At 64.2% G+C, this 19,710-nt stretch carries 20 protein-coding genes; 10 read left to right on the forward strand and 10 right to left on the reverse strand.

Going from position 1 to position 19,710, the window contains the following annotated elements; genetic code table 11:
• Positions 1–209 precede the first annotated feature (209 nt).
• The 3 genes from NKI73_RS04025 to choV all read left to right on the forward strand — a co-directional run bounded on the left by NKI73_RS04025 (position 210) and on the right by choV (position 3,312).
• A complete protein-coding gene (locus NKI73_RS04025) occupies positions 210–1,145 on the forward strand; it encodes a choline ABC transporter substrate-binding protein (protein WP_352627567.1) in 936 nt (311 codons plus the stop codon).
• A gap of 134 nt (positions 1,146–1,279) precedes the next feature.
• Positions 1,280–2,134 carry a choline ABC transporter permease subunit gene (gene choW, locus NKI73_RS04030; protein WP_352627568.1) on the forward strand — a complete coding sequence of 285 codons (855 nt, stop codon included), beginning with the start codon at positions 1,280–1,282 and terminating at the stop codon, positions 2,132–2,134.
• Positions 2,131–3,312 carry a choline ABC transporter ATP-binding protein gene (gene choV / locus NKI73_RS04035; RefSeq protein ID WP_352627569.1) on the forward strand — a complete coding sequence of 394 codons (1,182 nt, stop codon included), beginning with the start codon at positions 2,131–2,133 and terminating at the stop codon, positions 3,310–3,312. Before choW ends, choV begins: the two co-directional genes overlap by 4 nt.
• 33 nt (positions 3,313–3,345) lie before the next feature.
• Here choV and NKI73_RS04040 read toward each other — a convergent pair whose 3' ends face one another.
• Positions 3,346–4,752, reverse strand: a complete 1,407-nt coding sequence (locus tag NKI73_RS04040; RefSeq protein WP_352627570.1) for an ATP-binding protein — start codon at positions 4,750–4,752, stop codon at positions 3,346–3,348.
• The gene (locus tag NKI73_RS04045) at positions 4,749–5,465 is read right to left on the reverse strand and encodes a response regulator (RefSeq protein WP_352627571.1); all 717 of its coding nucleotides are present in this window, start codon (positions 5,463–5,465) and stop codon (positions 4,749–4,751) included. The genes NKI73_RS04040 and NKI73_RS04045 overlap by 4 nt, the downstream gene beginning before the upstream one ends.
• A 233-nt stretch (positions 5,466–5,698) precedes the next feature.
• Here NKI73_RS04045 and NKI73_RS04050 point away from each other — a divergent pair, with 233 nt between their 5' ends.
• From NKI73_RS04050 to clpS, 4 genes are all read left to right on the forward strand, one after another.
• Entirely contained in the window at positions 5,699–6,001 is a 303-nt protein-coding gene (locus NKI73_RS04050) for a hypothetical protein (RefSeq protein WP_352627572.1), read from the forward strand.
• A 38-nt stretch (positions 6,002–6,039) separates the two neighbouring features.
• Positions 6,040–6,273 (forward strand): hypothetical protein, encoded by a 234-nt coding sequence (locus NKI73_RS04055; protein ID WP_352627573.1) that lies wholly within the window; start codon positions 6,040–6,042, stop codon positions 6,271–6,273.
• Between the two features lie 215 nt (positions 6,274–6,488).
• Positions 6,489–6,854 (forward strand): hypothetical protein, encoded by a 366-nt coding sequence (locus tag NKI73_RS04060; protein ID WP_352627574.1) that lies wholly within the window; start codon positions 6,489–6,491, stop codon positions 6,852–6,854.
• Positions 6,855–6,980: 126 nt separating this feature from the next.
• The gene (gene clpS, locus NKI73_RS04065) at positions 6,981–7,286 is read left to right on the forward strand and encodes an ATP-dependent Clp protease adapter ClpS (RefSeq protein ID WP_027039419.1); all 306 of its coding nucleotides are present in this window, start codon (positions 6,981–6,983) and stop codon (positions 7,284–7,286) included.
• Positions 7,287–7,299: 13 nt separating this feature from the next.
• Here the strand turns inward: clpS and NKI73_RS04070 are convergent, their stop codons facing one another.
• From NKI73_RS04070 to NKI73_RS04085, 4 genes are read right to left on the reverse strand one after another with little or no spacing between them, the layout of a single operon-like run.
• Positions 7,300–9,378, reverse strand: coding sequence for a hypothetical protein (locus NKI73_RS04070; protein ID WP_352627575.1), 2,079 nt, complete (start codon positions 9,376–9,378; stop codon positions 7,300–7,302).
• Positions 9,379–9,435: 57 nt separating this feature from the next.
• Positions 9,436–12,258 carry a DUF4159 domain-containing protein gene (locus NKI73_RS04075; protein WP_352627576.1) on the reverse strand — a complete coding sequence of 941 codons (2,823 nt, stop codon included), beginning with the start codon at positions 12,256–12,258 and terminating at the stop codon, positions 9,436–9,438.
• Positions 12,255–13,247 (reverse strand): DUF58 domain-containing protein, encoded by a 993-nt coding sequence (locus tag NKI73_RS04080; protein WP_352627577.1) that lies wholly within the window; start codon positions 13,245–13,247, stop codon positions 12,255–12,257. The genes NKI73_RS04075 and NKI73_RS04080 overlap by 4 nt, the downstream gene beginning before the upstream one ends.
• Positions 13,247–14,251 carry an AAA family ATPase gene (locus tag NKI73_RS04085; protein ID WP_352627578.1) on the reverse strand — a complete coding sequence of 335 codons (1,005 nt, stop codon included), beginning with the start codon at positions 14,249–14,251 and terminating at the stop codon, positions 13,247–13,249. The genes NKI73_RS04080 and NKI73_RS04085 overlap by 1 nt, the downstream gene beginning before the upstream one ends.
• 141 nt (positions 14,252–14,392) lie before the next feature.
• On the opposite strand from NKI73_RS04085, the gene NKI73_RS04090 reads away from it, so the two are divergent.
• From NKI73_RS04090 to NKI73_RS04100, 3 genes are read left to right on the forward strand one after another with little or no spacing between them, the layout of a single operon-like run.
• Complete coding sequence (locus tag NKI73_RS04090; RefSeq protein ID WP_352627579.1) at positions 14,393–15,022, forward strand: DUF1285 domain-containing protein; 630 nt, start codon at positions 14,393–14,395, stop codon at positions 15,020–15,022.
• Positions 15,022–15,654 carry a CoA pyrophosphatase gene (locus tag NKI73_RS04095; protein WP_352627580.1) on the forward strand — a complete coding sequence of 211 codons (633 nt, stop codon included), beginning with the start codon at positions 15,022–15,024 and terminating at the stop codon, positions 15,652–15,654. The genes NKI73_RS04090 and NKI73_RS04095 overlap by 1 nt, the downstream gene beginning before the upstream one ends.
• Positions 15,651–16,913, forward strand: coding sequence for a CCA tRNA nucleotidyltransferase (locus NKI73_RS04100; RefSeq protein WP_352627581.1), 1,263 nt, complete (start codon positions 15,651–15,653; stop codon positions 16,911–16,913). Before NKI73_RS04095 ends, NKI73_RS04100 begins: the two co-directional genes overlap by 4 nt.
• A gap of 55 nt (positions 16,914–16,968) precedes the next feature.
• Here the strand turns inward: NKI73_RS04100 and NKI73_RS04105 are convergent, their stop codons facing one another.
• The 4 genes from NKI73_RS04105 to NKI73_RS04120 form a co-directional block, all read right to left on the reverse strand.
• On the reverse strand, positions 16,969–18,018 hold the full coding sequence (locus NKI73_RS04105) for a S8 family serine peptidase (protein WP_352627582.1): 1,050 nt from the start codon (positions 18,016–18,018) through the stop codon (positions 16,969–16,971).
• 18 nt (positions 18,019–18,036) lie between these two features.
• Complete coding sequence (locus NKI73_RS04110) at positions 18,037–18,615, reverse strand: hypothetical protein (RefSeq protein WP_352627583.1); 579 nt, start codon at positions 18,613–18,615, stop codon at positions 18,037–18,039.
• A 257-nt stretch (positions 18,616–18,872) separates the two neighbouring features.
• A complete protein-coding gene (locus NKI73_RS04115) occupies positions 18,873–19,058 on the reverse strand; it encodes a DUF1059 domain-containing protein (RefSeq protein WP_023760708.1) in 186 nt (61 codons plus the stop codon).
• Positions 19,059–19,288: 230 nt separating this feature from the next.
• Entirely contained in the window at positions 19,289–19,549 is a 261-nt protein-coding gene (locus NKI73_RS04120) for a DUF1344 domain-containing protein (RefSeq protein WP_352627584.1), read from the reverse strand.
• Positions 19,550–19,710: the final 161 nt, after the last annotated feature.

Genomic DNA, 19,710 nt, shown 5'->3' on the forward strand with positions numbered 1-19,710 from the left:
GCATTCCCCTGAAAAAGCCGGCCCGTCTTCGAAAAAACCGTCCGGCACGGCAAAAGTGTCAGCGGTGTCGCTCATTGGCCAGTCTGCGCCGTTGATCGTGATTGCCTTAGCGCTTGAAAACACACCAGAATGGTGTTTGGCTGACGAAACAAGGCGGGCAGAGAAACCGTAACTACGCTTCGCCAAAGAATCACAATGGGAGACTGTCTATGTCGCGTATGAACTCTTTCGTCGCCGGCCTCGGCCTGGCGGCATTTTTGTCCACAAGCGCTGCCTTCGCCGGTGATCCGGCGAGCTGCAAGGTGGTGCGTCTTTCCGATGTCGGCTGGACCGACATCCAGGCGACGACCGGCATCGCTTCCGTTCTGCTGACCGCGCTCGGCTACGAGCCGCAGACGATCCAGCTGTCGGTGCCGGTGACCATGGCGTCGCTGAAGAACAAGGACCTCGACGTGTTCCTCGGCAACTGGATGCCGTCGATGACCAACGACATCAAGGACTATACCGCCGACGGTTCGGTCGAGACGATCAGCACCAACCTGACCGGCGCCGGTTACGGCATCGTCGTGCCGACCTATGTCGCGGATGCCGGTGTCAAATCGCTGACCGATATCGGCAAGTTCAAGGACAAGTTCAACGGCAAGATCTATGGCATCGAGGCCGGCAATGACGGCAATCGCATCATCCTCGACATGATCAAGAACCCGAAGGACAATCTCGAAGGCTTCGAGCTGGTCGAATCCTCGGAAGCCGGCATGCTGACACAGGCCGAGCAGTCGATGAAGAACAATGAGTGGATCGCCTTCCTCGGCTGGACGCCGCATCCGGTGATGGGCGCCATGAAGATCACCTACCTCGATGGCATGGGTGACAGCGGCTTCGGTGCCGCCACCGTCTATACCAATGTGCGCAAGGGCTACACCACCGAGTGCCCGAACGCCGGCAAGTTGATCGCCAATCTGAAGTTCAATCTGGACATGGAAGGCCAGATGATGGACGCGATCCTCAAGGGCGGCGACGCCAACACGGTGGCGACCGACTGGCTGAAGAAAAATCCGGACGCGATCACTCCCTGGATCGCCGGCGTGACCACCTTCGACGGCGGCGACGCGGCGGCGGCCATCAAGACCGCGCTCGGAAGCTGAGCCGACTGAATTCGGCAAAGCCGAACCAGGAAGGGCAGCCATCTTAGAAAAGGCTGCCCTTTTTCATATCCTGTGACAAGATGACGACGATAGAGGCCGAGGGGCAGGGCCGTCTCGAGCATGAGAGGGGCGATATGGATCCGATTTCGAAATTCATGGTCGATCACAAGATTCCGATCGGCGCCTGGGGAAAGGCATTCTTCGGCTTCCTCACCGACAATTTCGACACTGTGTTCAGGGCCTTTTCGAACGGCCTCAATTTCCTGCTCGACGGGTTGGTCGGCATTATGCTGATGGTGCCGCCGGTGCTGCTGGCGCTGATCATCGCGGTCATCGCCTTCCTGCTGCAGCGCTCGCGGACGCTCGCCATCGGCGTCTTTCTCGGCCTGATCTTCATCATCAACCAGAATCTGTGGAAGCAGACGGTGCAGACGCTGGTGCTGGTGGTCGCGGCTGCCGCCATGGCGATGGCCATCGGTGTGCCGCTCGGCATCTGGGCGGCGCACAAGCCTAAGGTCTATCGCGTCATGCTGCCGGTGCTCGACCTGATGCAGACGCTGCCGACCTTCGTCTACCTGATCCCGGTGTTGACGCTGTTCGGCCTCGGCAACGCGCCCGGCCTCATCGTCACCATCATCTTCGTCATCCCGACCGCGGTCAGGCTCACCCATCTCGGCGTCGTCTCGGTGCCGAAGTCGATCGTCGAGGCCGGCGAGGCTTTCGGCGCCACCAAGAGCCAGCTGTTGTGGAAGGTGGAACTGCCCTCGGCGCTGCCCACCATCATGGCCGGTCTGACGCAGTCGATCATGCTGTCTCTGTCGATGGTGGTGTTCGCGGCGCTGATCGGCGCCGGCGGTCTCGGCACCGAGATCAACCGGGCGCTCGGCTCGCGCCGCATCGACCTCGGGCTTGAGGCTGGTCTGGCCATCGTCGTGCTGGCCATCGTGCTCGACCGGATGACCCGCATTGCGGTTGGAGGCAAGAAATGACCGTCGCTGTCGATTTCAGAAACGTCGATATCGTCTTCGGCGCCGACCAGGCCGGATCGCTGAAAATGATCGACGCCGGCGCCAGCCGTGCCGATATTCTCGAAAAGACCGGCAATGTGCTGGGCTGCGCCGGCGCCAGCCTGACCGTCAACGAGGGTGAGATCTCCGTGCTGATGGGCCTCTCCGGCTCGGGCAAGTCGACATTGCTGCGGGCGGTCAACCGGCTCAACGTGGTGTCGCGCGGCCAGGTGCTGGTCAAGGATGGCGACAAGACCGTCGATGTCGTCACATGCGATGAGGCGACCTTGCGGCGCCTGCGCCAGAAACAGGTGGCGATGGTGTTCCAGCAGTTCGGCCTGCTGCCTTGGCGCACGGTGGAGGAGAATGTCGGCCTCGGCCTCGAACTCGCCGGCGTGCCGGAAGCCGAGCGCAAGGAACGCGTGCAACGCCAGCTCAAGCTGGTCAATCTCGACCAGTGGTCGAAGAAATACGCGCATGAGCTTTCAGGCGGCATGCAGCAGCGCGTCGGCCTGGCCCGCGCCTTCGCCACCGAGGCGCCGATCCTTCTGATGGATGAGCCGTTCTCGGCACTCGACCCGCTGATCCGCACCAAGCTGCAGGACGAGCTGCTGCAATTGCAGGCCGAATTGAAGAAGACCATCATCTTCGTCAGTCACGACCTTGAGGAAGCGCTGAAGATCGGCAGCCACATCACCATCATGGAGGGTGGCCGCATCGTGCAGACCGGGGCACCGGAAGACATCGTGCTGCGGCCCGCCAATGACTATGTCCGCGACTTCATCGCCAATGTGAACCCGTTGTCGGTGTTGACCGCCTGGAACGTGATGCGCGACCGTCGCGATCTGGAGCACGGCAAGGACGGCTGGGTGTGGCTCGACCGGCGCAAGACGACGCGCTTCAAGATCGACGATCACGGGCTGGTGGCGGGGGCCGAACGCGACGGCAAGCCGGCGGTGTGGGTGTCGTGCGCCGACGTCGAGGCCCAGCCCGAGGAAGTAGCGCAGGTATTCTGGGCCAATCCCGGCACGTCGTTGAAAACCGTCATGCTGGCCATGCACCGTTCGCAGACCGCCCCGGTGGCGCTGTTCGACGACCAGTCCCGCTTCGTCGGCGCCATCGGCATCCGCGACGTGCTGAGCGCGGTGCTGCGGCGGTAACGGTCCGGTCGCGAGGCTTCGAGGCGACCTGTGTCAGGTCGCCAGCGGCAGGCGCAGTTGCGTCAGCAGGCCACCGCCCGGGTTGTTGGACAGGCTGACCTCACCGCCGGCGGCGCGCGCGATGTTGCGGGCAATGGTCAGGCCGAGCCCGAGACCGCCGGTCTGACGGTTGCGCGATTGTTCAAGGCGCACGAAAGAGCCGAACACGGCGTCGATCTGCGCCTGCGGTATGCCCGGTCCTTCATCGCGGATGGTGAGCAGGATCATGTTTTCCGACCGGCGCAGGCTGAGATGCGCCTTCTTGCCGTAGGTGACCGCGTTCTGCACCAGGTTGGTGACGCAGCGCTTGAGCGCGACCGGCCGCGCCATGCAGATGAGGCCGCGTGATCTTGTATCGTCGTCGAACGAGACGTCGTCATAGCTGTCGGCGATTGACTCCACGAGCGACCAGAAGTCGATGCGTTCGTTCTTCTCCTCCGTCACCTCGAAGGTGGCGAAGTCGATCACCGAACTGGCAATGCTCTCGACATCGGCGAGATCGTGCGCCAGCGCCTCGCGGACCGCCGATTTGCGCAACAGCTCCAGGCGCAGGCGCATCCGCGTCATCGGCGTGCGCAGATCATGCGCAAGTGCCGCCGCCAGATGTTCGCGGTCCTCGACATATTCGCGCAGCCGGGCCTGCATGGCGTTGATCGCCTTGGCGGCGGCACGCACCTCGCGGCTGCCGCTCTCGGCGATTGGCGGGCTCTTCAGATCCTTGCCGATCCGGTTCACGGCGGTTTCCATCATCCGGTAGGGCGCCGTCAGCCGGCGCAGCGACCAGATCGACATGATCACCACCAGGCCTGCGATCAGCGAATAGAGCGGCAGGCTGTCGAAGCTCAGGATCGGGCCGACGGGCGTGATCGGCTCGGTGAAGTTCAGCCATTGACCGTCGGCGAAGCGCAGCGACGCCGTCAGCTTGTCGCTCTGGGCGAAGTTGGCGGCCAGCACCAGAAGGTCGCGTTCCACCTGGCCGATATCGGGCCCCGGCGCGGTGCCGTCGGCGTCGTCGGCCTCGCGCGTCGCCGGATCGCGCCGCACGCGCGCGTCGGTGATGCCGAACTTCGACAGCCGGCCGACAAGGATGTCTTCGAGTTCCGCCAGCTCGTCGTCGCTTGCGATCGACGAGGTGACCGCCGGCGTGTCCGAGACGGTGAGCGCGTAGGTGGAATTGAACAGGCCGGTCGCCGTCGCCTTGCGTTCCTCCGGCGTGGCGTCATGCATCAGCTGCACTAGCGAGAAGGCACGGTCGTTGAGGCGGTAGAGGTCGACCACGCCGTTGGCTACGGCGCGGTCGCGCGACACGATGTAGAGGGTCGCGACCTGGCTGATCAGCAGGCCGGCAATGACGATCAGCAGCACCCAGACAGGCAAGGTCTGCGGCAGGAAACGTCTCATTCGGAGGTCGTCTCGGGCAGGAACTGGTAGCCGCCGCTGCGCACCGTCAGGATCAGCTTGGGCGTTTTGGGGTCGTCTTCCATCTTGCGGCGCAGCCGGCTGACCAGGATGTCGATGCTGCGGTCGAAGGCGTAGTCGCTGTCGCCGCCGGACAGTTCGATGAGTTGGTCGCGGGTCAGCACACGCTGCGCGCTCTTGACGAAGGTCTGCAGCAGGTTGAATTCCGCCATGGTCAGCTCGACCCTGACATCGTCGGGCGCGGTCAGCCGGCGGCGTGAACAGTCCATTGTCCAGCCGGCGAAGCGGTAGATCTGTTTCGTGGTGGCGCGCTTGGGCTCGGCGGCGCCATTGCGCCGTAACACGGCGCGGATGCGCGCCAAAAGCTCGCGCGGGTCGAACGGTTTTGGCACATAGTCGTCGGCGCCCATCTCCAGGCCGACGACGCGGTCGGTCGTCTCGGTGACGGCGGTCAGCATGATGATCGGCGTCGAATACTGGGCGCGCAGGTCGCGGCACAGCTCCAGCCCGCTCTTGCCGGGCAGCATCACGTCGAGGACGATGAGATCGACCTGCGCGCGGCGCAGGATGGTCTCCATCTCGATGCCGTCGGCGGCAACCGAGGTGTGCAGACCCCGCTTCTGGAAGAATTCCTGCAGCAGGTCGCGAATGCCCTTGTCGTCGTCGACGATCAGTATGTGTGCGTCGGATTTCACTTGAGCCCTGTCATTGTTGATTGCCAAGCCGTTCTGTCGGAACCCACACGATAGAATTCAGGCCATATGTTGGCCAGTGCCGATGATGGGTTCACACCAGCTCTCTCAGACACAATCCAGAAACAAAATTCTACAGTTCAGAAAAACTCCTGAAAAATTTCAAGGGCATAACTGGTCTCGTGGCGGTCAGGTCATCGGCTGCGACGCTAGTCTCCGGGTTTACGGATAAACCGATGCCAAGGTTGTCGATCAGTTTGTTGGGTGCGTTGCTGGGCCTTGGCCTGGTCACTGCCGCTGTCGGACAATCGGACGCAAAGGCGACGCCCACCACCCGGAGCGAACGGTGCGCCAATCTCAGCCACCAATTCGATGAAGCCCTCGAAACCCATGCCGCGGCAACGCAGGTCACCGCGGCAAAGGCACTTCAAAGGAAGGGTAACCGGTACTGCGCCGCCAAGAAACAGGCACAGGGCATCCGGATGCTCGCCAATGCTTTGAAGCTGCTTGGAGTGACACCGAACGACCCGGTCCAGTGACACTCAAAAACTCGACCCGCATAAAAGGAAACGAAGCCATGAAAAAGTCCATCCTCTCCGCAACCGGTCTCGCCGTCGCTCTCGCCTTCGCGATGCCGGCTCTCGGCAACGCCGCTGCCACCACGACCGCAGCTCCGGCTGCTTCGACGACCACCGCTCCGGCTACTGCCGCTCCTGCCAAGGCTGCTCCGAAGAAGATCGTGAAGAAGACCGTCAAGAAGCACAAGAAGGCTGCCGAGAAGGCCGTCAAGAAGGACGCCCCGAAGACGTAATCAGGTCCGGCATAAAATGCCGGCCTGTTGACCAAGGTCGCTCCAGCTGGTTTCGGCTGGAGCGGCCTTCTTCCTGTCGGAACGCTGAAGGCCTGACGTTGGCGATGAAGCGGGTCGATGGGTTCAACTGATCTTTGGCGAAGTCTGGCACCGGCAGCTTCCGCCTCGACTGACACTTAACCCGTTTGCAACGCCGGCCGTGTAGGACAATCCGCATGAAGAAGCGGCTTTCGTCCATTGTGCGCTCGATGGTTATCGGCGGCCTGGTTGCCACCGGCATCGCCAGGGTGCTGATCCTGTTCACCGCCAGCCCGGTGCCCGATCCGGCCAGCGGCCGCACCGAGCCTTCGTTGTTCGCGCCGGCGATTTCCACCAACTGGGACTACATCACGCCGGCCCAGACCTGGCTGCTGATCGTGCTGACAGGCGCGACGCTGATCTGCGTCGCCGCGTGGCCGATCGCGGCGTGGATGGAACGCCGGGCGGATGCCGGTGGAAACCGCTTTCGCCCCGATATGCCGTCCGCCACGACCGCGCGGCAGAGTCCCAGCCGTCGCATGTTCGGCCGTCAGGACCGTTGAACGGCAAACGACACTTTCCCACATAGGTGTGAATGCCGCGCCCGGCTTGGGGCGTTGATCAAAATAGACTGTTGCTTTCGCTGGTGCCAGAATGGCGAAGGTCGCTTACGCAAATTGTCGGTTCCAATGCCTGAAATCACCACAAAACCGCGCGTACAGGTCAAGCCGCAGGTCGAACGCCCGAAGCTCTACAAGGTCATCCTTATCAACGACGATTTCACGCCGCGCGAATTCGTGGTGACGGTGCTGAAGGGCGAGTTCAAGCTCAGCGAAGACCAGGCGCACCGGGTGATGATCACCGCGCATCGGCGCGGCGTCTGCGTCGTCGCCGTCTTCACCAAGGATGTCGCCGAGACCAAGGCGACGCGCGCCACCGATGCCGGTAAGGCCAAGGGCTATCCGCTGATGTTCACGACGGAGCCGGAGGAGTAGAGGGCAGTGGAAGCTACCGTCCCTCGCGGTACCACATCGAACCCATCGCCAGAAGCAACAGGCCGAGGCCGAGGAAGCCGCCGAACAGCGGCACGCGCGAGACGGCCTTGAGCACGCTGTCGTCCGTCGTGCGCAGGCCGATCCAGTCGCTGCCGGACGCGGCGCCGGCCGAGCGCACCGGCACGATGGAAGGCAGCGTCACGTCGCTTCCAAGGGCCGTGGATGACGCCAGCCGGCGCACGCTGCCGCCGGTGGCTTCCGCCGGCGCCTTCAGCCGGTTTTCGGTGGAAATGACATCGGCGAACTCCGGTGCGTTGACCGGGCCGACATGGGCGAGCGCCGTCAGGTCGCCATTGGCGACCTGGTAGAGGCCGATCTCGCTGGTCTCGACGCTGCCGAGGAAGACGCCGGGCTCGGATTTCTCGAGCTTGACGGTCAAGGTCTTGCCGGACGGGGTGATGATCTGGGCGGGGCCGGGATCGTCGGCCATTGTCTGGCGACGGATTTCCAGCACCATGCCGCGACCGTCGGCGGTCAGGCGTTCTTCCTCAAGCTCGGGCTCCTTCATCAGCCAGTGCGCGATGCGCCGGTAGAGCTGGACGTGCGGGCCGCCGCCTTCGAAGCCGCGCGCCCACAGCCAGCCCTGGTCGGACAGAAGCATGCCGACGCGGCCTTCTCCCTTGCGGTCGAGCAATAGCAAGGGCCGGTTGTCGGCGCCCTTCATCACCACTTCGCCTTCGGGATTCTGCACCCCTATGGTGCGGAACCAGCGGCTCCAGTGCGGCGGTTCGGTGGCCGAGCCATCCAGCCCACGCGTCACCGGGTGGCGCTGGCCAAGATCGGTGAGGCTTGGATAGAAGGCCTTGTCGACAACTTCGCCGGTCGGCATCGCCGGCAGGGCCGACATCAGCGGCGTGCGCGCGATCGAGCTTTCGCCGGCATATTCGGGGCCGGCGGCGATCAGCAGCGCGCCGCCCTTTTCGACATATTCGGAGATGTAGTCGTAATAGAGGATCGGCAGCACGTCGCGGTGCTGGTAGCGGTCGAAGATGATGAGGTCGAAATCCTTGATCTTCTCGACGAACAGCTCGCGGGTCGGGAAGGCGATCAGCGACAATTCATTGATCGGCGTGCCGTCCTGCTTCTCCGGCGGCCGCAGAATGGTGAAATGGACGAGATCGACCGAGGCGTCGGATTTCAACAGATTGCGCCAGGTGCGCTCGCCGGCATGCGGCTCGCCGGAGACGAGCAGCACGCGCAGGTTCTCGCGGATGCCGTCGATGAGCGCGATGGCGCGGTTGTTGGTGTCGGTCAGCTCGCCCGGCTCGCGGTCGATGGCGAGTTCGACGATGTTGCGGCCGGCGGCGGGAATGGTCACCTGCAGCGGCATCGCCTGGCCGACGGTGGCGTGCTCGACCGCGACCTGCTCGCCATTGACCGAGACGCGCACGTCGACCGGACCGGTCTCGTTTTCGGTCGAGATGACGCGGTAGGTCATGTCGAGCGGTTTGCCGACAAGGCCGAAGCGCGGCGCGTTCTCGAAGCGGATGCGGCGATCCTTTTCGTGGTCGTTGCCGGTGATCAGGGCATGCAGCGGGGCGTTGAAATCGGGGGCGCCCGGGGGCGCGTCATGGACCTCGCCATCGGTGATCATGATGGCGCCGCCGATGCGGGACGGCGGCACGTCGCGGAACGCGCCCTCGAGCGCACTGAACAGCCGCGTTTCGGTGCGCTCTTCGGCGGCCTCGGACTTGCCGGCCTCGACGACGCGCACGTCGAACTGCTTGAAGCGGCCAAGACGCTGCTCCAGCCCCGTCAGCGCCTCGTCGGTTTGTTTCGTGCGGTCGCCGATATCCTGGCTCTGGCTACGGTCGACAACGAGGGCGACAATGCTTTTCAGCGGCTCGCGCTCCTCGTTGAGGAATACCGGGTTGAACAGGGCGGCGGCGAGCGCCATCAAAGCGATGAAGCGGAAGACTGAGCCGCGCTGGCGAAACCACAGGCCGATCAGCGCCAGCAGCGCCAACGGCACCAGCGCCAAGGCCAGCAAGGGCCAGGAGATCAGCGGTTCGAAGGAGATTGACCAGTTCATTCCTTACCCTCCCATTTGGGAGGGTTGATCCGCGGAGGTGCAACAAAAGACATCATTCTACTGCCCCAACCGTTCGAGCAGTATCGGCACGTGGACCTGGTCGGATTTGTAGTTGCCGGTCAGCATGTACATCATGATGTTGACGCCAGCACGCAGTGCGTAGATGCGCTGCATCGGGTCCGCCGGCACGGTCGGCAGCAGTGGATCGCCATTCTCGTCGACCGCCCAGGCGCCGGCGAAATCATTGGCGGTGATCATGATCGGCGAGACGCCGTCGCCAGTGCGCACCGGCCGGTTCTCGGCATTGCTGGCTTCGAGCGATGCCTCGACCCAGAGCGGGCTACCTGCAAAGCGGCCGGGGAATTCGGGCAGGATAAAGAAGGATTTCGTCAGCACGTGGTCGGACGGCACCGGCTCCAGCGGCGGGACATTGAGGCTGCCGAGGATGTCGCGCAGCCGCTCCGTCGCCGGGCTGGTCGAATCGGCGCCGATACCGTTGGCGAACTGGTCGCGGGTGTCGAACAGCACCGTGCCGCCCTGCTGCATATAGGCGTCGATGCGGGCGATCGCGGCCTGGCTCGGCATCGGTGCAGCCGGATCGATCGGCCAGTAGATCAAGGGATAGAACGACAATTCGTCCTTGGAGATGTCGACGCCGGCCGGTGCGCCCGGTTCCAGTGCCGTTTTCTCGACCAGGAAGCGGGTCAGGCCCTCGAGCCCGGCGCGGCTAATCGAATCGTCGCCCGGCACGCCGGTCAGCACATAGGCTATGCGGGTCTTCGAAATCGCCTCTATTGCGACCTCGTCGCCCGGCTTGGCGTCATCGGCGCGGGCGAGATCGGCATGGCCGAACAAGGCACCGAGCGCAATCAGGATCGCTGTGGTCGTGGCCATGGCAGCAGTACGGCGCGGCCGGCGGGTAAACAGGCCGCCTATCCAGAACACAGCCAGCGTGTCGAGCAACATCAGCACCAGGGCAGCCGCGACCAGCGTGCCCTTCAAATTGCGCGATTCGTCGAAGGCATACTGGATTGATGTGACCGGAACAGTGATCTGCGGGCGTGCCAGCGGTGTCAATGTGCTGTCGGCTTCAAGCAAATTGTGGGCAAACACACCCGTCTCGGAACCATAGAGGCCGGGCGGGTTCTCAAATGTTACCGGCAGGGCGCCGGCGCCCGGCACCAGGGGCCGTGCGTCCGGCGTTGGCGGCACCAGCGAGCCGTCGGCCGCAATCATGCGATAGGGCGCCAGCGAGGTGGCGGCAGCTTCGGCATTGGCGATAGCCGCGCCCTGGTTGCGCGACAGCTGCACGATGCGGCGCAGCATCTCGACGAAGCTGCCCGAGATCGGCAGGTTCGACCAGGTCGCCTCGGGCGTGACGTGGAACAGCACCAGCGTGCCCTTGCCTTTCTTCAGTCCGGTGACCAGCGGCGTGCCGTCGGCAAGGGCCGCCCAGGTGCGCTCGACGATGTCGGGCGTCGGCTCGGCCAGCACCTGCCTGCTGACGGTGACCTCGGTCGGCGGAGCGAGATCGGCGAACGGGCCGGCCTTGGGGAATTCGGTGACCGGCTGCGGCGACGTCCATGACAGCGCGCCGCCGAGCGAACGTTCGCCGGTGCGCAGGCGAACCGGCAGCAGATCGTCGTCATTGCCGGCAGCGGCCAGCCGCGACCCGGCGAAACGCACCAGCGTGCCGCCATTGTCGACCCAGTCGACCAGCCTTTGCCGGACCTGTGCGGGAATGGTGCCGATGTCGGCCATGATGATCATCGCCGGCCTCTGGTCGAGGATCTGCGGGATGGCGTCGGCGAGGTCGGCGCTGGAGGGTTCGACCAGATCGGCGAAGGGCTGCAGCGCGCGCCTGATGTAGTAGAGCGGCGACAAAAGCGGCTGCGCCTGGTCGGCCTCGGCCTGCGACAACAGCCCGACGCGGCGGCGCTTGGAGCTTTCATCGAGGACGCGCACCGCGCCGGCCTGGCGCTCGCCGTCGAGCGCGATCGAGGCGAAGTCGTTGCGCAGCTCGAACGGTACCGCCACGGTGCCGGTGGCTGTGGTTTCGCCCGGCGAAAAAGTCAGCGTCGCATCGGCGATGCGGCGGCCCTTGTCGTCGAATGCGCCGGCGGTGACCTGCGCCGGGGCAGGGTCGCCCGGCGCGCGGATGGCCGTCAGGGCAAAGCCGTCGACTTGGTTGTCGGCGGCGGTCAGGCCGGTCAGCGACAGCCTGTCGGCGGTTGCCCAGACGACACGGGCGGCATTTTTCGACAAAAGCGTGTTGAAGGCGGCCTCGTCGCCCTTGGCCGCAAGGCCATCGGCGAGCACGGCGACACTTGCGCCGGGTAAGGTCTCCAGCACGCCGGCGACGCGGGCATAGACGGCGGGCCGGTCGGTCGGGATCGGCCGCGGCCTGGCGGCGCGCAGCCGGTCAAGGGCGGTGGCGGCATCGAAGGGGCCGACCTCCGCATTGGGTTTTTCGGCCGTGAAGGCGATAATAACAGGCACGCCGTTCGAGCCGGCATCGTTGATCAGCCGCTCGGCGGTGGCGACGCGCTTGCCCCAGTCGGCGGCACTGGCCCAGTCATTGTCGATGACGAGCGCGAGCGCCGCACCCTCGGCCGGCAGCTTTTCGCGCGGGTTGAAGACCGGGTCGGCCAATGCGGCCACGATGAGGGCGGCCATCAAGAGCCTGAGCAGCGTCAGCCACCACGGGCTCTGCTGCGGCGTCTCCTCGCGCTTCAACACCCGGGCCAGGATCTTCAGCGGCGGGAAGATCTCGGTCTGCGGCTTGGGCGGCGTCAGCCGCAACAGCCACCAGATCACCGGCAGCGCCAGCAGGCCCCACAGCACCATGGGGGCGCCAAAGGAGAGCGGCAGCCAGCTCATGCGCTGATCTTTCCGGCACGACCGCCTACGGTCGGCCTGGGCTGATCGCCACTGGCGATCATGCTGGCACGACCGCCACCAGCGGTCGGCCCGACAGAGGGACCATCGGCGGTCATCGCCATGTGCAGGCGCACCAGCGCGTCGGAAGCCAGCCGATCGGTGTGGTTGACGGTAAAGCTCCAGCCGAGGCGCTTGCACCAGGCGGCCAGTTCGTGGCGGCGGGCGGTATAGAGCAGGCGATACTCGTCACCCAGGATTTCGGCGCGGCCGGCGGTCAGCTTGTCGCCGGTCTCGGGATCGGTGAACTCGGTGCGGCCGGCATAGGGGAAGGTTTCCTCGGCCGGGTCGGCGACCTCGATCAGGTGGGCGCGCACGCCGTGGCGGGCAAGCACGTCGAGCCAAGCCATCGTCTCCTCTACGGGATCGAGGAAATCGCTGACGACAACGATGTCGCAGAAGCGTCGGATATCGGACAAATCGGGTTTTGCGGGCAAGTCGCCGGCATGCATGAGCTGAGCGGCGATGCGCTCGGCGCCGTTGCGGGCGGTGAACGGATCGGTGAGGCCGGGCCAGGCGATGCGCTCGCCGCTGCGCGACAACAGCTCTGCCATGGCCAGCGCCAGCACCAGCGCGCGCGATTGCTTGGAAACGCTGGCGCCGGTCGATTTGTAGAGCATCGAGGGCGAGGGGTCGGCCCATAGCCAGACCGTATGGGCGGCTTCCCATTCGCGGTCGCGCACATAGGTATGATCGTCGCGCGCCGAGCGACGCCAATCGATGCGTGAGGAATCGCCTTCGACATAGGGCCGGAACTGCCAGAAATTCTCGCCGATGCCGCGCTTGCGGCGGCCGTGCCAGCCGGCGATTACGGTGTTGACGATGCGGCGCGCCTCGACCAGCAGGTCGGGCACAAGCGAGGCCCGCAACCGGCCACGGGCGAGCGCGTCGCGCGTCGCTGCCGGAGCCTGGACCTCGCCAATACGCGCCATCAGATACCTTTGGCCAGTTTCGCCACCACGTCGCGCACGCTGGTGCCTTCGGCTCGGGCGGCGAAGGTCAGCGCCATGCGGTGCTGCAGCACCGGCTCGGCCAGTGCGCGGACATCGTCGATCGAGGGCGCCAGCCGCCCGTCGTAGAGCGCACGCGCCCTGGTGCACAGCATCAGCGCCTGGCTGGCGCGCGGGCCAGGGCCCCAGGCGACATGCTTGTCGGTCTCGGCATTGCCCTGGCCGGGACGCGCCGAGCGCACCAGCGTCAGGATCGCCTCGACGACGCTTTCGGGCACCGGCATGCGGCGGATCAGCGTCTGGATCTCCTTCAGCCGCACCGGCTGCAGCACATTCTGGGCTTTCGCGTCCTCGATGCCGGTGGTTTCGAGAAGGATGCGGCGCTCCGCCTCGATTTCGGGATAGAGGATGTCGACCTGCATCAGGAAGCGGTCGAGCTGGGCCTCGGGCAGCGGATAGGTGCCTTCCTGCTCCAGCGGGTTCTGCGTCGCCAGCACGTGGAAGGGCGCTGGCAGGTCGTAGCGGGCGCCGGCAATGGTGACGTGATACTCCTGCATCGCCTGCAGCAGCGCCGACTGGGTGCGCGGCGAGGCGCGGTTGATCTCGTCGGCCATCAGAAGCTGGGCGAAGATCGGCCCGGCGATGAAGCGGAAGGAGCGCTTGCCGATCTCGTCCTGCTCCATCACCTCGGAGCCAAGGATATCGGAGGGCATCAGGTCGGGGGTAAACTGGATGCGGCGGGAATCGAGGCCGAGCACGATGCCCAGCGTTTCGACCAGCTTGGTCTTGGCGAGGCCCGGCACGCCGACCAGCAGCGCGTGGCCGCCGGCCAAAAGCGCCACCAGCGTGCGCTCGACGACGCTCTCCTGGCCGAAGATGACCCGGCCGACCCCGTCGCGGATCCTGGAGATGTCGGCCAGCGCTTTCTCGGCCTCGGCGATCATGTCCGTTTCGCTGATCGGGCTTTCCTTGACCATTACGCTCATGCCGCATCGATCCTTGTGGTTGGAAATACCTGCCTGCAGCATACCATGACTGCCGCGATTCGGCCTCGCCTAGCGTCTGCATCAGAATTTAAATCACAGACTTAGGCTGACAAGCGGAACAACAGTGACTATTTCGTGACCATGACGGGACCCTTGGAACATCGTGAAGAAGGCCTGACGACCGCCACCGAGGCGCGGGGGCTCGAGGCGCTGATCTCGCGCGCGGCCCGCGCCGGCAAGGGCGCAGCACCCGTCGAGCGCTGGAATCCGGACTTCTGCGGCGATCTCGACATGGAAATCAAGGCCGACGGCACCTGGTTCTACCTGGGCACGCCGATCGGGCGCATGCCGCTGGTGCAGCTTTTCTCCTCGGTGCTGCGCAAGGATGCCGACGGCAGGACCTATCTGGTGACACCGGTGGAAAAGGTCGGCATCCGCGTCGCCGATGCGCCTTTCATCGCCGTCGAAATGGATGTTTCTGGCGACGGCGACGCGCAAATCATCACCTTCCGCACCAATGTCGGCGATGTGGTCGAGGCCGGACCGGAGCGGCCGTTGCGCTTCGTCGACGAGAACGAGACCGGCGGGCTGAAGCCCTATGTACTGGTGCGCGGCCGGCTCGAGGCCTTGGTTGCGCGGCCGGTGATGTATGAGCTGGTCGGACATGGCGAGGAGGTCGAGATCGGCGGCAAGACCATGTTCGCGGTGCGCTCGAAGAATGCTGTGTTCCCGATCATGCCGGCGGACCAGTTGAAGCGGCTGAGCGCGTGATGGACCAGGTGTCGCCGGCGCCATTTTCATCCGCGGATTTTCGCGCGCGCTTTGCCGCGCAGCCGGATGCGCATGCCGGGGACGACTATGGCGATCATCGCTTCAACCCCGGTCACCCACGCCTTAACCAGGGCAAGGCGCTGCGCGATGCGGCGGTGCTGATCCCGGTGGTCGATCACGAAGGCGATGCGACGGTTCTCCTGACAAAACGAGCCGAAAAGCTGCGCAACCATTCGGGGCAGGTGGCCTTTCCCGGCGGCACCATCGATCCCACCGATCCAAGCCCGGAGGCCGCGGCGCTGCGCGAGACCTTCGAGGAGATCGGCCTTGGCCAGGATGGCATCGAGGTCATCGGCCGCATGCCCGACTATGTCGCCGGCAGCGGCTACCGCATCGCACCGGTTCTCGGCATCGTGCAGCCGGGTTTCCAACTCACCTTGAATGCCGACGAGGTCGATGCTGCCTTCGAAGTGCCGCTGCGCTTCCTGATGGACCCGGCTAATCACAAGCGCGACAGCCGCATGTGGAACGATCTCGAATGGTTCTTCTACGACATGCCTTATGGCGACCGGCGCATCTGGGGCGTCACCGCCGGCATCATCCGCACGCTCTATGAAAGGCTCTATGCGTGAGTGTCTCGATCGCGGGCAGGGCCGACTGGCTCGGCGACAAGCATCTGCAGCGCCTGCTGGCCGCACTGGCCGAGGGCGGCGAAGAGGCGCGTGTCGCGGGCGGCGCCGTGCGCAACACGCTGATGGGCCAGCCGGTCGCCGACATCGACATCGCCACCACGTGCTTGCCTGAGGAAACCATCCGCCGCGCCGACGCGGCGGGCTTCAAGGCGGTGCCAACCGGCATCGAGCATGGCACGATCACGGTGGTCGCCGGCGGCAAGCCCTATGAGGTCACCACCTTGCGCGCCGACATCGAGACCGACGGGCGGCGCGCCAAGGTGTCGTTCGGGCGCGACTGGAAGCCTGATGCCGAGCGGCGCGACTTCACCATCAACGCGCTCTATGCCGAGGCCGATGGCAGGGTTGTCGACCTGGTCGGCGGCGTCGCCGACATCGAGGCACGCCGGCTGCGCTTCATCGGCGATGCGGAAGCGCGCATCCGTGAGGATTATCTGCGCATCCTGCGTTTCTTCCGTTTCTTCGCGTGGTACGGCGATGGCCGGCCGGACGCCGAGGGACTGAAGGCCTGTGCCCGGCTGAAGGAAGGGTTGGCCCAGCTTTCGGCGGAGCGCATCTGGTCGGAACTGAAGAAGCTTCTGTCAGCACCTGATCCCTCGCGGGCGCTGCTCTGGATGCGGCAGGCTGGTGTGTTGACCGCCGCGCTGCCGGAAAGCGAGAAATGGGGCATCGATGCGATCCACGGGCTGACCAAGGCCGAGAAGGATCTGGGCTGGGCACCTGACCCGCTGCTGCGGCTGGAAGCGATCGTGCCGCCGGATGCCGCGCGCACGAAGACGCTCGCCGAGCGGCTCAAATTTTCGACTGCCCAAGCGGATCGCCTGCGCCACTGGGCGCTTGCCACCGCCGTCGAGCCGAAGACGACCGAGGGCGAGCTGGCGAAGAGGCTCTATCGCGGCGACCGGCAGGGGTTTGTCGACCGGCTCAGATTGTCGCTCGCCGGGGCACGGGCGCGCGCTGTCGAGGACACCGACGCGCTGCTTGAAGCCGGCGGGTTTTCGCGGCTGCTGGCCTTCGCGCTCAAATGGAAAAAACCGGTATTCCCGCTGAAAGGCGCCGATCTGACGGCGCTCGGCGCAACGCCAGGACCGAAGCTGGGCGAAATCCTCAAGAACCTCGAGGCGGAATGGATCGAAACGGGATTTGCGCCTGATCGCGACGCACTGCTTGATCGCGCCGCGAAGGCACTGGAAACCTAGGCCTTGGCTCGAAGTCTGTGCTCCGTGACGGTCTAATGTCGTCGAACGAGCGAAGCTACCTGATTGCCACGGGAGCCAGGGCGCGTGAAAGGCTCGCTTCGCCCTTGCCGTACATGGAAGCACTATAGTTGACCAGGGTGTCGGTACGAGCCGTATTGAGCAGATCGTTGGTGATCTGGGTCGGCGTGGCCTTGGTGAATTTGCTGCCTAGTATCGCCGCATATCCTGAAATGATCGGCGCTGCGAAGGAGGTGCCATATAGGCCTGTCTTGCTCCCATCGACGCCAACCACAAGAAAGTGGCTTTGCACGAGCGGGTCGGAGCCGGCATAGTTGGAGTACCAGGCAAGCTGGGCCTTGTTGGTTGTTGTGCCGTTCGTCGACAGGGCGCCGACGAAGACCGCAGAGGCTTTGCCAACCAAGGCGATGTCGAGATAGTCCTGCTGACCGCTTGTGACACCGCCCACGGCAACCGAATCATTGCCCGCCGCCTTCGAAACAAAGGCCGACCCTTTGGTGGCATAGGAGATGATGGAGGCTTCCTCGGCGCTCCATCCGATCTGGTTCGAACTGTAACCGGCGTTGGCGTACATGCCATAGCTCAGATTGAGCACGTTCAGGCCACGCGTCAGGCTGACGGCCGAACTGGTTGAAAAGTCCTTCGACCTGATGGTCGCCAAGGGCGCGATCATGCTGGCTTCCTCGCGCGTCCACTCACCGTGGCGCTGGGTTTGAACCCCGACACCGAAATTGCCCGAGAAGCGCGATGTACTGGAGAAATCGTCGACAATGGTAATCGTGACGCCCTTGCCCTTGTACCCCGCGGCCCATGCCGCGCCGACGTCGGGGCTCATCCACCCCTGCACCGCCTGTGTGGTCGCAGCCGGTATCGTTGCACTCGCGCATGTGGATCGGCCGCCGCCGTGACACAGCGCGGCCATCTCATCCGCATTGACCGCCTCCTGTGCCGAAGCCATCGGCGCCGACAGGGTGGTGAGAGCCGCAACGATAACGAATTTCAAGCAACTACCGGACATGCTCTTACTCCGTTCAAACAGGAACCAGGGCGGGCGAACGTGAATTTCGGGACGAGATGATTTTCTCATTTGCATCCTCCCCGGTGATCAGAAAGTAACACGGTAATTCAGCCAGAGGTGCTGGCTCTCCGGTTTAGCGTTAACCAGATATTTCAAAGTTTCCTCTGGTGCCATCTCGCTGGCCGCGAGCCGGCAATTGACGCTGTAAGTACCGAAATCGCCGTAGTTCGCTTCGCATGGCTTTTCGGTAAGCTTGCCGCCGAGGGTCGTGGTGAGCGACAAGGAAAGAGTGCTGTTCGGACCCGGATGCATCTGCGTGAGGAAACCCAGCTTTAGGCTGGGCTCGATGCGATATTTCTCACCTTCTTCTCCGGTGCCAAATCCCCAGAGGATGCCGGTGTCTTCCGTGATCTGGGTCAAAAGTTCGACATGCATGTCGACCCAGCTTGCGTGGTACCATTGGTTGAACGATATCCGGCTTCCGTCCTGCAGTTCATAACCGCCGCCGCCAAGGCCGCGCGCGCGATCGCTGAGCGGCGAGCCTTGATGGAGGTCGACCAGCGATGTGGTCACTTCCTGGGCTATCGCCGGAGACGCTGAAAGGAGCCCGTACAGCAGGAGCGCCGTCGTGCGGAAACTCACTCGATTGCCGGACTTTTCGCGCATGCGCGAAACACCTCGCCCCACCGATCCCGGACCAGTGCCTGGTGGCGACGGGCTTCTCTTGCAGCCCCACTGTAGCCGGATTATCTACCCCGACAGTTGCACGGGGTCGGTTACCGCAGGGTTTATTTTAGCTGAGGAAAATATAATTCTTTGACCTGCGTGTCTTGCCGGCAGAACGTCCGCGATGGCGCTTCTCGACCAACCTTGAAGTGCCAACGCGGCTTGTTGGTGTTGCGGATGAATCCGAGCGGCAAATGCTAGGCCGCGTCGCGGGTCTTTTCGATGCGCGAGCGGATCGCCTCGATCATCGTCTCGCGGATGACCGTCTCGCCATGGGTCTCGCGCATGTGCTCGACGACACGGCGCATGACCTCGGCCTCCTCATCGGCACGTGTGTGCCAGTCACAGCCGGGCACGAGCGACCCGCAGTGAAATTCCTTCATGCGATTTCTCCTTTTCCTCCGTGGAGCCCGATCGAGGCTCCGGCACTTTCTTGGCTCATGGTCCGATTTCAGGGTTGAATCCGCGGAGCCGCGAGCGGGTGGAAAGCATAACACAGATGGGGTGGTATCGGTTGCCGTCAACGGCAAAAAGGGCGAAACAGCTCTGCTCCGCCCTTTCGCGCTAGCCCGAAGCAGGACCAGACATCATCTTGCCCTGCTTTGGCAGGCCATCACTTCGCGATCTTGACAGCCTCGGCGATTTTTTTCTTGCCGCTCATGTCCCAAGAGACGCGGACCTTTTCGCCGGTCTGCAGGCCAGGATCCTTGAAGGTCTTGGAAAGCGTAAAAGACGATCCGTCATCAAGGACAAGGCTCTTGGCCGCTGCGTCAAAGGTCTTGATCGTGCCGGTGGTGTGCTTGACGGCGGCGAACGCCACCGAACCGGAAGCGAGAAGGGCAGCGGCTGCAGCCGAAACAATGATCTTGCGCATTGCAAAGTACTCCTGGAAGGGGCGGGCATCCTTTTTGACGAAGGTGTCCCGCATCGTCTGGGCCGTCCGGTCGCGTCGGGTCGCGGCTCGCTTGTTTTGAGGCAATTCCGAACGGAAAACCGTTTCACACTTTCCTGGAATTGCTCTCGGGCGAACCGCCG

Origin of the sequence: Mesorhizobium sp. M0496 (assembly GCF_040321205.1) — a bacterium.
Lineage (GTDB): Bacteria > Pseudomonadota > Alphaproteobacteria > Rhizobiales > Rhizobiaceae > Mesorhizobium.